The organism is Sorangium sp. So ce131 (genome assembly GCF_051519095.1).
GTDB lineage: Bacteria > Myxococcota_A > Polyangia > Polyangiales > Polyangiaceae > Sorangium.
The window spans coordinates 1,083,215-1,097,358 of sequence record NZ_CP150455.1 but is presented as its reverse complement, the minus strand read 5'-3'; the positions used below and the strand labels follow the sequence as shown (position 1 = coordinate 1,097,358).

Sequence of the window (14,144 nt, the reverse complement as noted above, 5' to 3'; positions counted from 1 at the left end):
GCGCGGCGCCGCTCGGCCTCCATCCTGCGCCCGCCTCTCCGGATCTCACACCCAGCTTCACGCGCGCGAGGTTCAAGCGCGCCGCGCCCGGCGCAGGGCGCGACGCGGCGTGGGTCTATGCTCGGCGCAACACCGCGTGTATGGTGACCGACGGCAGCTTGTATTGAACGCCTTCGAGGAGCCCGCATGATCCATTCGTGTCCGAGGCGCGCCCGCTGGGCCGCGCCCCTGCTCGCGCTCGCGAGCGCGATCGCGCCCGCCACGGCGCTCGCGGCCGGCTCTGCTGTCCTCACGGGGACGGTCGTCGACGCGGCCACGAACCGGCCCGCCTCGGACGTAGTCGTCACCGTCACGTCTCCCGCCCTGCAGGGCGAGCAGACGGTGGTGACCGACGGCTCCGGTCAATACCGCATCCCGAACCTCCCGCCGGGGACCTACACGCTGCGTCTCGACAAGGAGGCCTATCGGCCGTACAGCCGCGGCGGCGTCGAGCTTCGGCTCGACAGCACGATCCGGGTGAACACCCAGCTCCTGCCCGAGGCGATCCAGGCGCCGGAGATCGTGGTCGTCGCCTCCCCGCCGACGGTCGATGTCGGCTCGAGCGCGACCGGCGTCAACGTGAGCTCCGACTTCGTGAGCCGGATCCCGCTCAACCCGCCGAGCACCAAGGGGGGGGCCACCCGATCGTTCGAGTCGCTCGCCGAGATCGCGCCGGGCGCGGTCGCCGACCGGTACGGCGTGTCGATCAGCGGGACGAGCTCGCCGGAGAATCAATATGTCATCGACGGCCTGTCGGTGAACAACCCGGGGTTCGGCATCCTCGGGACGCCGCTCTCGGTCGAGTTCGTCGACGAGGTCAACGTGATCACCGGCGGTTACATGCCGGAGTACGGCCGCTCCACGGGCGGCTACTACAACGTCGCCACCAAGTCCGGATCCAACGAGTTTCACGGCGCGGCCTTCTTCAGCATCACGCCCGGGATCTTCGAGGGCGCGCGGACCCGCGTCGTCCAGCAGCGGAGCGCGATCACCACGGACGTGAGCCTGTCCTCGCTCCGTGACTTCGGGTTCGAGCTCGGCGGCCCGATCCTGAAGGACAGGCTGTGGTTCTACGCCGGGGTGTCGCCGTCGTTCGCGACCTACCGCCTCGAGCGCAACCTGAACCTGCTCGGGCCCGCGAACAACGCGGCGGGCGGCGGGGCCCTCGGCTCGGAGCGGCTGCCGGGGACGACGGACGTCTACTACGCCGCGCAAGAGAGCGTGCAGTACCTCGGCAAGCTCACGCTGCTCGTCGATCCGGACAACACCGTGTCGCTGTCCGTCTACGGCACGCCGACGACGTCGGGCGGCGACGGGCGCTTCGGGATGAACCCGCGGGACGGCAGGATCGAGATCGACAACTCCTACAACGGCGGCATCATCAACGGCCCCTTCGAGGCCATCGCGCACAAGTACGTGACCAGCGCGACCGACGCCGCGCTCAAGTGGTCCTCCGCGTTCAGCAACAAGCGTTACCTGCTCGACGTCACGCTCGGCATGCACCACGAAGTCAACGCCGTCCGCGCCTCGGACGGCGAGAAGATCGGGAGCGGAAAGGGGCTCTCGGAGGTCGTCCAGGTGCTCTGGCAGCGCTCCCCGCCGCGCTCGATCGACGAGTTCGAGGGGAGCGACGCGACCGAGCGCTGCGCGCCCGGAGATCCCGAGGGGGAGACGCGCTGTCCGGTGCCCGGCTACTACTACTCCGGCGGCCCCGGCGTGCTGACCGAGGCCGTCTTCAATCGTTACCAGGCCAAGGCCATGCTGACGAGCCTGTTCCCGGCGCTCGGCCACCACGTGGTCAAGGGCGGCGTCGACGTCGAGGTCATGCAGTACGCGAGCGAGCGCGGGGAGTCGGGCGGCACCATCTTGACGGAGGCCCCGGACGGGTCGGTGCTCTACGACTACCGCCGCCACGGGTTCCTGAACGGCCCCGACGACCCGGTCCACCTCACGACGTACAAGGCCGAGTCGACGTCGCTCACGATCGGCGGCTTCGTGCAGGACAGCTGGAGCATCGTCGACCGCGTCACCCTCAACGCGGGCGTCCGTTACGACGCGCAGCTCATCTACGGGTACGACGGCGAGCTCGGCATGAGCCTGCCGAACCAGTGGTCGCCGCGCGTCGGCGTCATCTACGACGTCACGCAGTCGGGCCGGTCGAAGCTGTACGCGAACTATGCCCGGTATTACGAGAGCGTGCCGCTCAACATCGCCGACCGCATGTTCCCCGGCGAGCGGCTGGTCGTCTCGGTGCGCGATCCGGCGCTGTGCGATCCGAGGAGCGACGAGCAGATCCAGGGAGCGTGCGAGTCGGACGACTCGCGGGTCGTGATCGACGGCCCCCACGCGCCGAACCAGAAGTGGGGCGTCGTCGGGGCCGACAGGACGCCGGTCGATCCGGAGCTCGATCCGCAGTCGTCCGACGAGATCGTCGTCGGCGCCGAGTACGAGATCGCGCCGAAGCTGCGGATCGGCGCCGAGTACACGAAGCGCTGGCAGAACCGGATCATCGAGGATCTCAGCCGCGACGAGGCGAAATCCTACTTCGTCGCCAACCCGGGGCACGGCGCGGCGAGCGACTTCCCGGAGGCCGTGCGCAACTACGACGCGTTCACCCTCTATGCGGAGAAGGTGTTCTCCGGCGGCTGGCTCGGGCAGGCGAGCTACCGCATCTCGTCCCTGCGCGGCAACTGGTCCGGGCTCTTCCGCCCGGAGACGCAGCAGATCGACCCGAACATGAACACCGATTTCGATCTGCTGTCGCTCCTGCCGAACCGCGAGGGCCCGCTGCCGGGGGATCGCCGGCACCAGATCAAGCTGTACGGCGCGAAGGACTTCGTCTTCGGCCCCGGGTTCGTCGTGAACCTGGGCGGCGCCTACCGCGCCCGCTCCGGCGCGCCGACGTCGCACCTCGGCGCCCACCTGCAATACGGCCCCGACGAGATCTTCATCCTGCCGCGCGGGAGCGGCGAGCGCCTGCCCTGGGTGCACGACATCGACGTCCACCTCGGCGTCGGCGTGCAGCTCGCGCGCGACAGCGCGCTGCTCTTCGCGGTCGACGCGTTCAACGTCTTCAACTTCCAGGCCGTGACCGCGGTCGACGAGCGGTACACGGCGGCGCAGGTGCTGCCGATCCCCGGCGGGACCAAGGGTGATCTCGCCCAGCTTCAGAACGCGGACGGGACGCCGTTCGACGCCGTCAACAAGAACCCGAACTTCGGTCATCCGGTCGCATACCAGGCGCCGCGCACGTTCCGGCTCAGCGCCAAGGTGACCTTCTAGCCAGCGCCGGAGGCGGAGACCCCATGAAACGAACCAGCGGAATCCAACTCGGTGGGATGGTCGTCCTCGCGGCGCTGCTCGCCTCCTGCGATCAGCCGAGGGTCGAGTGCACCACCGCGCACACCGGCTTCGCCGCGACGTACACGCTCAAGCCGGGCTCGAAACGCGGCGAAGGCGACTGCGACGCGCTGCGGGGAGAGGTCATCGGACTGGAAAAATACAACCCCTCCTCGGCGGGCGACCCGAAGGTGCAGGACCTGTCGCGGGCGTTGCTCGCCATCCGCGCGACCGGGCTCGGCGCGCTCGCCGGCGGGGCGGAGGCGGCGGGCGTCGCGATCGACAAGGGCGCTGTGGTCTCGATGGGCGAGTTCACGTCGGTGGACCCGGACGAGCGCGACGTGTGCTCGGTCCCGTCGCTCAGCCCCGCGGCCCTGGAGGTCCCGGCGCTCGAGGACAACCCCGCGACGAGCGTCCGCTACGAGTGGAGCAACGTCCGCGTCTACGTGACGGCGGCGTTCCCTGGGACGCAGATGACGGCGGATCTGACCTACACGAAGGACGGCTGCACCGCGTCCTACAGCGTCGTGGGGCTCGCGCCGGCGGTCGGCTGCGGGGTCGCGGGGGCGGAGGGGCCCACGACGGACCCGAGCCTCTGCGATCCGCAGGCGGATCCCGCGGCCGGCAGGCTGCTCGGCAGCGGGATCAACCCCGATCTGGAGGAGCGCGTCACCTGCGATCCCGAGCTCGCGCTCTGCGTGCTCAAGGAGCTGCCGGAAGCGCTGAAGTGAGCGCCGGCCGGCGCAGGCCTCGGGCGGCGCGCGCTCGGGCCTGCGCGGCGCGCGCGCAGGCCTGCGCGGCGCGCGCGCAGGCCTGCGGCGGCGTGCGCTCAGGCCTGCGGCGGCGTGCGCTCAGGCCTGCGGCGGCGCGAAGAAGACGAAGCGCGTGACGTTGCGGTAGCCCATCGCCTCGTACACAGGCCTGCCGATGTCCGTCGCGTGCAGGACCGTCCGGCGGAGGCCGGTGGCCTCCTCGGCGTCGTCGAGGCAGCGGCGCATGACCGCCTCGCCGTACCCCTTGCGCCGGTGCTCGGCCGCGGTGGCGACGAAGCCCACGTACCGCACGCCGTCCACGAGGAACGTCCCCGCGCAGCACACGGGCTGGCCGTCGAGGTAACCCACCCTTCCGAACGCGGCGTCGGTCCAGTTCGATGCGTGTCCGATCGTGGCGCGGGTGTCCGGGATTGAGGTGCCGTAACAGCCGGCGTTGATGTCGGCGACGGCGGCGCGGGTCTCGGCGTCGGACACGCGCCGGAGCTCGAGGCCGACAGGCTCGTGCCGCGGCGGGGAGAGCGCGTCGGTCGCCATGCCCGTCATGGCCAGCACCGGCTGGAAGCCGAGCTTGGTCAGCACCCCGGCGGTCACCGCCGGGTCGCCGCCGGGCGACCATCCGTCGGACACCACCATGAACCAGGGGACGCCCGCCGCGCGGGCGCGCTCGAGGCCCTGGCGCGCCCGGCGCTCGAGATCGCCGGCGTCGCGGGCCGGCGAGGAGAGCGCGACGATGTTGAGCATGGCCATCTGCGTCCCCGAGGAGACGAGGCAAGCGCCGTCGATCTCCTCGATGCGCCGGGCAGGCAGGTCGCGGCTGAAGTACTTCCAGGCGGTGAGGAGCTGGACATTCGACTCGTCGATCTCGGACAGGTTGGACATGCGGGGCCTCCGTGAAGAACGAGCGTATCAAGAGCGCCCCTCGGCCGGCGAGCCGCTCATGGTATGCGGGGGCATGGGGTTGCTCGCGATCTGCGGCTCGATCACCGCCGACCTGATCGGCTATGGCCCGCGGCTGCCGCGCCCGGGCGAGTCGGTGCTGGGCCGCCGCTTCCTCGTGGCGCCCGGCGGCAAGGGCGCGAACCAGGCCGTCGCGGCGGCGCGCTCGGGCGCCCGCGTGCGGCTCGTGGGCGCGCGCGGCGACGACGCCCACGGGGAGCTCTGCGCCGCGGCGCTCGCCGCCGACGGGGTGGACATTTCCGCCGTGACGGTCCACCGCGGCGCGACGACGGGGGTCGCCTTGATCTGCGTCGACGAGGCCGGGGAGAACCAGATCCTCGCGATCCCCGGGGCCAACGCGCTCGTCGCGCCGCCCTCGCCGTGCGGGGCCGCGGTGTGGCTCTGCCAGGGCGAGATCCCGACCGAGGCGATCGCCGGCGTGCTCTCGGCCGCGCGGGCCGACGGCGCGCTGTCGATCTGCAACCCGTCGCCGGTCAACGCCATCGATCCTGCGCTCGTCGGCCGCTTCGACATCGCGGTGGTCAACGAGCACGAGCACGAGGCGCTGCGGGGCCACCTGCCGGCGCGCGTGGTGCTCACGCGGGGCGCGCGCGGCGCGGTGCTGCTGCCCTCGGGCGAGGAGCTCCCCGCGCTGCCGGCTCGCGCGGTCGACACGACGGGCGCGGGCGACGCCCTCACCGGGGTGCTCGCGGGCGGCCTCGCCTCCGGGATGGCGCTCGAGGGGGCGCTGCGGCTCGCGATCGCGGCCGCGGGGATCTCGGTGGAGCGCGAGGGGTGCCAGCCTTCCTATCCGACGCGCGCCGAGGTCGAGCGTCGGATGAGGGGCTCTGCAGATCCTTAATCGAGGAGCCAGGACGGCAACACCAGCTCGCCAATCCACGTGACGTGGGGAGCTCCGGGCCGTGCGTCGGCGAGGACGGCGCGCCCTAGCCGCCGGCGCCTGCCCCCTTCCTCTCCCCCATTCCCTTCATCCATTCACGTCTTCACCCGCCCCTGGCCCCCCGCCGCTCAGGCGAGCTGCGCCATGATGTTGCTGACGAGCGCCTGCGCCTCACTCAGGGCGCCCTCGGGGAGCCGGCCTTCGCGGTCGCACGAGGCGAGCAGCGCCCTGGCCTGCGCGTGCCCCTGCGCGGCCTCCGGCGTGCTCGCGCCGAGCGCGGCCGTCACGTCGGCGAGCGCGCGCGCCGTCGAGAGGTCGTCCCGGCGACCGCGCTGGAACGCGACGCGCGGCTCGGGACGGGCGCAGGTCTCGCGCACGAAACGCTCGAGCCAGCGCGCGGTCCCCGCCATCTTCTCGTAATCGAGGCGCTCCGGGGTGTCGTACGGAGTATGGTAGTAGCGCCATATCCCGCTCGTGAGGAACAGGAACGGGACGTCGCGCTCCCAGAAAGGCCCGTAATCCGACAGCGGGGGGATGACCTCCGCGTCGAGGCGCCGGACCACGACGCCGTCCTCGGCGCGCGCGAGGCTGTCGACCATCTCGGACGTACCGCGGCTCCGCTCCGCGCCGAGCGCGAAGAGCGACCGGTGCACCTCGGCCGGAAGATCCCGGCTGCCGAACGCGTGGCCGACCAGGTCCATGCACACGGCCATGTCGATCTTGTCGAGGGGCACGCACGGCTCGGCCGCGAAGCGCTTCGAGCCCATCCCGGTCGTCATGAAATGAGGCGGCTCCTCGGCGTCGAACGCCGCGAGGATCACGCCGCGCCCGCGCTGGCGGGCGCCGGCGAGCGCCCGCGCGACCTCCACGAGGATCGCGACCGCCGCGGCGTTGTCGTCCGCGCCCCAATACGTGGACCGACCGGCACGGCCGAGGTGATCGTAATGGGCGCCCACGAGGACGTACCGGTCGACCTCGCCGGGCAGCACCGCCATCACATTCGCGCCGCCGCACGCCGGCAAGTCCTGCTCGAAAGGATCCAGCCCCCCGTCCCGGAGCGCCTCCACGATATGCGCGCGCGCGACACGCCCCCCCGGCGAACCAGCGGCCCTCCCCGCGCACTCCTCGGAGCACAGCGCCTCGACCAGTCCTCGCATGGGCGCAAGCTAGCACACCCCCGCGCCCGCTGAGCTTGCCATTGACGGCGGCCGTTCGGGACGGGGAACGATTCACCACGACGCGCGGGCTCGCCGTCGCCCGGGGCGCGGCCGAGCCATTGCCCGTGCGGCCTCAGCTCGCCGCCCGCTCGGGCGGGTGCTCCGCGATCCATCGATTGAGGAACGCCGCGCTGTTGTCCCAGCCCGCGCGCATTTCCTTCTCCATGAGCCCTTCGATGATCTTGCCGAGGCCAAAGACCTTCGCCTCGATGGTCGCGCTGGCGACGCGCGTCACCTGGCCCGGGCCCGACGGCTCGACCCGGAGCGTGCCCTCGTTGCGCAGCCGGCCCTGGAGCAGGCTCGGGGTCATCGTCCAGCGCCACGTCCGCGAGGCCTTGTCGAACACGCTGTCCTCGACGTAGCGGAAGTTCGGGCCGAGCAGCGACTGGACCGCGGCGGGCAGCGCTTGAATGCGGGGCTGCCCGGTCGCCTTGCGCACCCGGGCGCGCGCGTCGTCGCGCTCCTCCAGCACCTCGAACGCGGCGAACTTGAGGATGTCGCTGTAGATCCGATCGTTGACCTCGCCGCTGAAGAAGAGCTCCCAGAAGGTGTCCTCGCCGCAGTGAATCAGGTGCCTCGCCTCGATCTGCATCATGCGATTGCCCTCTCCTCGGCGCACCTTGCCGCCGGAAGCAGCGGCTGACAACCGCCGAGGCGCGCGCCGACGTCGAATACCGCAGGTGCCTCGCCGCGACGACTCGCATGGACGTTCGGCGCGCGGCGTGTGGCAGAACGCGGCGTGTGGCAGAAGTAGACAGTCGGGCCGCGCGGCCCGGGGCCTCTCCGCAGGGGCCGCTTGACCGAGGTCGAGCGCCGGCCAATGATGGCTCGGTGAACATGCCTTGGAGGCTCTCTTCAGCTCGGGAGGAAGGACGGGAAGACGGCGAAGCGGGCCACCCCGGCCAGCGCGCGCCGGAGCCCGCCTCGCGCCGGTGATGCCGGGGCAGCGCGCTCGTGCACGGGGGGTCCTCGCGGCCGCGCTCGCAGCAGGCGCGCTCGCAGCAGGCGCGATCGCCGCGGCCGGCTGCGCCGCGCCCGCCGCGGTCGGCGCGGCGGCGCCGGGGTCGCCGCGGCCGGCCGAGCAGAGCGGCGAGCGAAGCGCCGCGCGGCCGGCGCTCGCCGGCGAGCCCTCCCGGGGCGGGCCGCCGGCGCCGGCCGCGACCGCGGCCGCCGCGCGCCGGGCAAGCCTCCAGTTCGAGCTCAACGACCGCCCGTTCCCCTCCCCGCTCGTCGACGCCGTCGTCTCGGGCCAGCCGACCGCGCTGATCGTCGACACCGGCGCTTCCCACCACGTCCTCGCCCGCTGGCTCGCCGAAGAGCTCGATCTGCCGCTCTCCACCGCCGGCGACGTCGGCGTCGACCACGCCGGCAGGTCCGTGTCGATCTCCCGGGCCGAGAACGCGAAGGTCGCGCTCTCCGGCTGGGGGACGGTGGAGACCCCCGCGCTGCTCGTCGTCCCCGTCCCCGATGTCCTCCGGCGCATCGGGATCGGCGGCTTCCTCGCGCCGCAGGCGCTGGCGGCCCCGGGCCGCGCCGTCGTGCTCGACCTCCGCAGCGGCCTGATGACCGAGGCGCCGCGCGACCAGGCCGCCCGCTCCCTCCGGGAGCGGTTCGGGGAGGCCGCGATCGTCGAGCTCGGCCGCTGCGGCGGACCGAACCAGGGACTCGAGCTCACCGCCAAGGCCAACGTCGAGGGGCTCGCGGTCACGCTGAAGGTCGACTCGGGGGCGTCGCAGAGCTCGCTGCTCGCCGCCTCGGCCGCGGGGAAGAGGCTGTCGCCCCGCGCCCGCGGCGGCAGGAGCGCCTACGCCGCCTCCGGCAAGCACACCGTGCCCGTCCTCTCCGGCGTGCGCCTACAGCTCGCGGGGCTCGACGCCGCCGCGGATATCGACCTCTTGCCCGGCGAGCCGCGGGCGGCCTGCCCCACCGACGGATTCGTCGGCATGGATGTGCTCCGCGCCTGCGTGCTGCTGCTCGCCCCCGACGGCGGCCTCGCCGCCTGCGCGCCGCCGTGACCTGTTGATCGGAGCGCGCGTCTCCGCCGCGAACGCCGCGGCGCTCGCGGACGCTCGCGTGCACCCGCGAGCGCCCGCGAACGCCGGCGGACGCTCGCGGGCGCCCGCCATGCTGCAGCGAAGGCCCGATGCGCCGTGGTAGAAGGGGCCCACGCGTAGACGTCCTGTCGCCGCGGCGGGGGGGAGACCCGGAACTCCGCGACGTCGAGGCGCTTACGTTGGTCGGGAGGCACCATGACTACAGGTTTCGAGTTCTTGACCCAGGATGACGAGCGCTTGCTGCTGGAGAAGTCGACCTGCGTCACCTACCGTCCGGGCGAGCAGATCCTCGAGGAGGGCTCGCGCAGGCAGGGCATCTTCATCGTGCGCAGCGGCCTCGTCGGGGTCGAGGTCGCCCACCTCGGGCGCGGCGTGGCGCTCCGCCAGCTCGGGCCCGGCGCCATCTTCGGGGAGATGTCGTTCCTGGAGAGCGCCGCCGCGAGCGCCTCGGTCGTCGCCCGCGAGGAGTGCACGCTCGACGTGATCGAAGGCCCGTATGTCCATTCCCTCCTTGCCTCCGTCCCCGGCCTCGCGGCGCGCTTCTACCAGTCGCTCGCGATCATGCTCGCGCAGCGCCTGCGCGAGAACACGGCGATGCTGCCCCCGCTCCTCGTCGAGGACGTGCCGCAGGTCAACCGGTTCCACGCCGCGAGGACGGGCCAGGCCGGCACCAACAACATCCCTCCGAAGCTCATCGACACGATCGAACAGTTCAAGTTCGAGATGATGATCGCCGACAGGATGGTGAAGGAGGGCAAGCACCCCGAGGCTGAGATCCAGGACAAGGTGAGCGCCGCGTGCCAGACCGTCGTGTCGGCGCTGCGCGATCACATCGAGCGCGAGCGCCACCTCGAGAAGGGCATCGGCGCCTATGTCTTCCGCGAGACGTTCTCGCTGTTCATGCTGAGCCGCACCGTCGACCGGTGCTACACGAAGCCGCGCGGCTACGCCGGCGACTTCTACACCATCGAGATGATGTACAACGACGAGCCCGCCGGCGACGGCCGGCTCGGCCGCTACATCGACCAGTGGGGCCTGGAGCTCGAGGCCTGCCGCGCCGTGAAGAACCGGCGGAGCCTCATGTGCCGCGCGATCCGGGACGCCTGCCGCGCGCACGCGCCCGGCCCGCTCCTCGTCACCAGCCTGGCGAGCGGCCCCGCCCGGGAGCTGTTCGACCTCTTCGCGGACGGCAGCGACCCGCCCGACATCAAGGCGACGTGCATCGATATCGACAACCAGGCGCTCGCCTACTCCGCCGGCATCGCCGACAACCTCGGCGTGATGGACCGCTTCAGCTTCGCCCAGGACAACGCGGTGAGGCTCGCCCACGGCCGCGGCAAGACGGTGCTCAAGCCCCAGCACCTGATCTACACGATCGGGCTCACGGACTACCTGCGGGACGATCTCGTCGTGACCCTGATCAACTGCATGTATGACAAGCTGCTCCCCGGAGGCACCGCGGTCGTGGGCAATTTCGGGGTGAACAACCCGAACAAGGCCTTCATGGACCACGTCCTCGAGTGGGAGTTGATCCACCGCAGCCCCGAGGATCTCCGGGCGCTCTTCGCCCGCTCGAAGTTCGGGAACACCCCGGTGGAGGTGCGCGCCGAGGAGGCGCAAGTGAATCTGTTCGCCTTCTGCACCAAGACCTGAGCGCCGCCGCGCCGCGCGCTGTGCGCCACGCCGCGCCGCGCCGCGCGCTGTGCGCCGCGCCGCGCGCTGTGCGTCACGCCGCGCGCTGTGCGCCGCGCCGCGCGCTGTGCGTCACGCCGCGCGCTGTGCGCCACGCCGCGCGCTGTGCGCCGCGCGGGCCGCGGCGCCGTCCCGCCCGGCCGCTTCAGCGGAGCCAGCGCACCTCGTACTCGCAGGTGGGGTGTCCCTCGAACCGGCACTTCGCGTGCAGGCTCTGCCCGCCGCGCGCGCCCGCGAGGCGGAGGGCGTTCTCCTGCCAGCCCGGCACGGCCTCCCGGCACGTCTGGCGCCCGGGGTCGGACAGGGGATCGACCCCGAGGTAGAGAATCAGCCGAAAGAAGCGCTCGCCCTCGGCGAACGGGGCGAGCCGGCCGCCGTTGAAGTACATCCCCCACATCACGCTCGCCTGCCGCATGACGAGCGCGGGCGTGCCGAGCTTGAGCAGCACCTTGTGCGTGAGCGTCAGGTCCTGCTCGGCCACGTAGGCCGCGAGATCGCGGATGACGCCGGACTTGTTCGGCCACCGGGAGATCTCGTCGGCGACGGAGTTCCAGACCGCGACCGGGTACCAGCTGTGCGCCACGAGGTCGGGCGAGGTGAAGACCGCGCGGGCCGCGGCGGGCAGCTTGGCGTCGAGGATCGCCATGGCCTGGCTGCCCCACCGCGTCGTCAGGTAGGTCCTCGCGTGCATGAGCGCTGAGCCCCGGATCTTCATCGCGAAAGCCGCCCGGTCAGGATAGATGCACCCCAGCGGCGGGGGCCAGCCCGGACCGCGGAGACCGCCACGCCCGACCTCGGCGGTCGTTGTCCCACCCGCGCGCCTCGCCCGCCTCGCGGGCGCGGCCGCCGCCGCGCGCGGGTGCCGTCACGGCAGGCGCTCGGCTACCGGGGCGGGCGCCGCGTCGGCGGGCCCCTGCGGACGGCGGCCCGGCGCGGACGCGTCGAGCACCGCGCGCACCGCCTTCGCGAGCTGCGTGGGCGTGTACGGCTTGGGGAGGAAGTTCACGGCGCCTTCGAGCAGGTCGCTCTGGAAGAGGGAGTCCTCCATGTAGCCCGAGGTGTGGAGCACGGGGAGCGGCGCGCGCACGCGGGCCAGCGCGGCCGCGAGCTCGGGGCCGCGCTCGTCCGGCAGGACGACGTCGCTCACGAGCAGGTGGATCGGGCCGGGATAGGCCGCGGCGAGGGCGATCGCCTCCTTGCCGCTGCGCGCCGCCAGCACCGAGTAGCCGAGCGAGCGCAGCGCGGCGACGCAGAGCTCGCGCACCTGCTCCTCGTCCTCCACGACGAGCACGGTCTCGCCGCCGCCGGCGACCGCGGGCGACATCCTCGGGGCCTGCTCGGTCGGCGCGCCGCGCACGCGCGGAAAGCAGATGGTGAAGCGCGTGCCCTGGCCGGAGGCGCTGGAGAACCAGATGTGGCCGCCGTGCTGCTTGACGATGCCGTGGCACGTCGCGAGCCCGAGCCCCGACCCTTTGCCCGGCTCCTTCGTGGTGAAGAACGGCTCGAACACGTACTGCTGGATCGCCGCCTCCATGCCCTGCCCGGTGTCCGTGACCGTGAGCTGCACGTAGTCGCCCGGCTCGATCTCCGGCATCCGCTCCGCGTCCTCCGCGCGGAACGTGGCGTTCGCTGTCTCGATCGTGAGGCGGCCGCCGCCGGGCATCGCGTCGCGCGCGTTCACGGCCAGGTTCATGAGCAGCTGCTCGAACTGGCCGCGATCGATCCGGATCGGCCAGATCTGGTTCCCCGGCGCCACGTCGAGCTGCACGTCCTCGCCGACGAGCGGGCGCAGGAGCGGCTCCACCCCGAGGATCAGCCCGTTCGGATCGAGCACGGTCGGCTGGATGAGCTGCTTGCGCGCGAAGGCGAGCAGCTGCCGCGTGAGCGCCGCGGCGCGCTCCGCCGCGGTGCCGATCTGCGCGAGGTGCTCGGCGATGGGCGAGGCCGACGGCACCTTGCGGACCGCGAGCTCCCGGTGCCCGAAGATCGCGGTGAGCATGTTGTTGAAGTCGTGCGCGACCCCGCCCGCCAGGCGCCCGATGGCCTCGAGCTTCTGGCTGTGGAGGAGCTGCTCCTCGAGGCGCCGGCGCTCGGTGATGTCGAGGCTCGTGCCGAGCAGCCCGATGACCGCCCCGTCCTCGTCGGTGAGCAGCTCCGCCGCCATCTGCACGTGCCGCAGCTCGCCGTCGCACGGGCGCACGACGCGGCACTCGACGGGGCTCGCGATGCCGAGCGGCGAGGAGCTCTCGGCGCCGCCGAAGACCCGGTGGCGGTCCTCGGGGTGGATGAGGCCCGCGAAGAGCTCGAACGTCGGGCGCACCGACGGGTCGACGCCGAGGATGTGGAAGAGCTGCTCGGACCAGCGGACGGTCCGCGAGGCGAGGTCGTAGGACCAGCTGCCCACGTGCGCGATGCGCTGCGCCTCCCGGAGCATCCGCTCGCTGCGGCGGAGCTCCTGCTCGGCGCGGCGGCGGTCGGTGAGGTCGACGACGGCGCCGACGTAGCGGGACGGCGGCGACGCGCCGTCGGTGATGGGCAGGCTGCTCAGGAGGCACTCCCGCACCGCGCCGTCCCGGCGGAGCACGCGGAACGCGATCGCGCCCGACGCGTCGCCGGTGTCGAGCGCGCGCTGGAGCGCGAACCGCATCCGCTCCCGGTCGTCGGGGTGGACCGCCTCGATGAAGGCCGCGATCGACGGCCGCTCCTGCTCCGGGTCGTAGCCCAGGATCCGGAAGAGCTGCTTCGACCAGGTGATGTTGTTCTGGCCGGTCTCCCAGATCCAGTTGCCCATCTGCGCCGCGCGCTCGCCCTCGTCGCGCTGCGCCTCCCCCGCGGTGGGCGCGTCGATGGGCGGCGGGCCCGCCGCGCGGAGGCGGGAGAGCTCCCGCTCGAGCTCGGCGACGCGCGCGCGGAGGGCGTCCAGCTCCCGGCTCGTCGCCGAGCTCATGGCCGTTGTGCTCCTGCCTCGGGCGCGGCGATGCTCATGGCGCCGCATTGTATGCCGCGGCGGCCGCCCGGGGGTGCCTCTTCTGCGACACCGGACGCGGCTGTGATCCTGGCCGCGGTTGCGTCCGCGGCTGCGCCTGCGTACGTGGCTGCGCGTACGCCCGTGCTGCGCCTGCGCCCGTGCTGCGCCTGCGTCCGTGGCTGCGCGGACGCCCGTCCTGCGCCTGCACCCGTCCTGCGCTTGCGC

The 14,144-nt window shown here is 72.6% G+C and carries 10 protein-coding genes; 5 read left to right on the top strand and 5 right to left on the bottom strand.

All coding sequences use genetic code 11. The annotated features are described in order from the left end of the window. Positions 1–186: 186 nt before the first annotated feature. Together WMF43_RS04075 and WMF43_RS04070 are read left to right on the top strand one after the other, a co-directional pair. Positions 187–3,321, top strand: coding sequence for a TonB-dependent receptor (locus WMF43_RS04075; protein WP_437677616.1), 3,135 nt, complete (start codon positions 187–189; stop codon positions 3,319–3,321). Positions 3,322–3,344: 23 nt separating this feature from the next. Continuing rightward, on the top strand, positions 3,345–4,109 hold the full coding sequence (locus WMF43_RS04070; protein ID WP_437677615.1) for a hypothetical protein: 765 nt from the start codon (positions 3,345–3,347) through the stop codon (positions 4,107–4,109). Between the two features lie 120 nt (positions 4,110–4,229). Here the strand turns inward: WMF43_RS04070 and WMF43_RS04065 are convergent, their stop codons facing one another. Continuing rightward, positions 4,230–5,030, bottom strand: a complete 801-nt coding sequence (locus WMF43_RS04065; RefSeq protein WP_437677614.1) for a GNAT family N-acetyltransferase — start codon at positions 5,028–5,030, stop codon at positions 4,230–4,232. Positions 5,031–5,103: 73 nt separating this feature from the next. Between WMF43_RS04065 and WMF43_RS04060 the strand changes: the two genes are divergently transcribed. Further along, a complete protein-coding gene (locus WMF43_RS04060) occupies positions 5,104–5,949 on the top strand; it encodes a ribokinase (RefSeq protein ID WP_437677613.1) in 846 nt (281 codons plus the stop codon). A 167-nt stretch (positions 5,950–6,116) separates the two neighbouring features. Here WMF43_RS04060 and WMF43_RS04055 read toward each other — a convergent pair whose 3' ends face one another. Together WMF43_RS04055 and WMF43_RS04050 are read right to left on the bottom strand one after the other, a co-directional pair. Next, a complete protein-coding gene (locus tag WMF43_RS04055) occupies positions 6,117–7,145 on the bottom strand; it encodes a M28 family metallopeptidase (protein WP_437677612.1) in 1,029 nt (342 codons plus the stop codon). Between the two features lie 133 nt (positions 7,146–7,278). Further along, a complete protein-coding gene (locus tag WMF43_RS04050) occupies positions 7,279–7,800 on the bottom strand; it encodes a DUF2505 domain-containing protein (protein WP_437677611.1) in 522 nt (173 codons plus the stop codon). Positions 7,801–8,140: 340 nt separating this feature from the next. Here WMF43_RS04050 and WMF43_RS04045 point away from each other — a divergent pair, with 340 nt between their 5' ends. Continuing rightward, positions 8,141–9,220 carry a retropepsin-like aspartic protease gene (locus WMF43_RS04045; protein WP_437677610.1) on the top strand — a complete coding sequence of 360 codons (1,080 nt, stop codon included), beginning with the start codon at positions 8,141–8,143 and terminating at the stop codon, positions 9,218–9,220. Positions 9,221–9,454: 234 nt separating this feature from the next. Then, entirely contained in the window at positions 9,455–10,912 is a 1,458-nt protein-coding gene (locus WMF43_RS04040) for a Crp/Fnr family transcriptional regulator (RefSeq protein WP_437677609.1), read from the top strand. 184 nt (positions 10,913–11,096) lie between these two features. On the opposite strand, the gene WMF43_RS04035 is transcribed toward WMF43_RS04040, so the two are convergent. Beyond that, entirely contained in the window at positions 11,097–11,666 is a 570-nt protein-coding gene (locus WMF43_RS04035) for a hypothetical protein (RefSeq protein ID WP_437677608.1), read from the bottom strand. Positions 11,667–11,816: 150 nt separating this feature from the next. Next, positions 11,817–13,898 (bottom strand): PAS domain-containing protein, encoded by a 2,082-nt coding sequence (locus WMF43_RS04030; RefSeq protein ID WP_437677607.1) that lies wholly within the window; start codon positions 13,896–13,898, stop codon positions 11,817–11,819. Between the last annotated feature and the right edge of the window lie 246 nt (positions 13,899–14,144).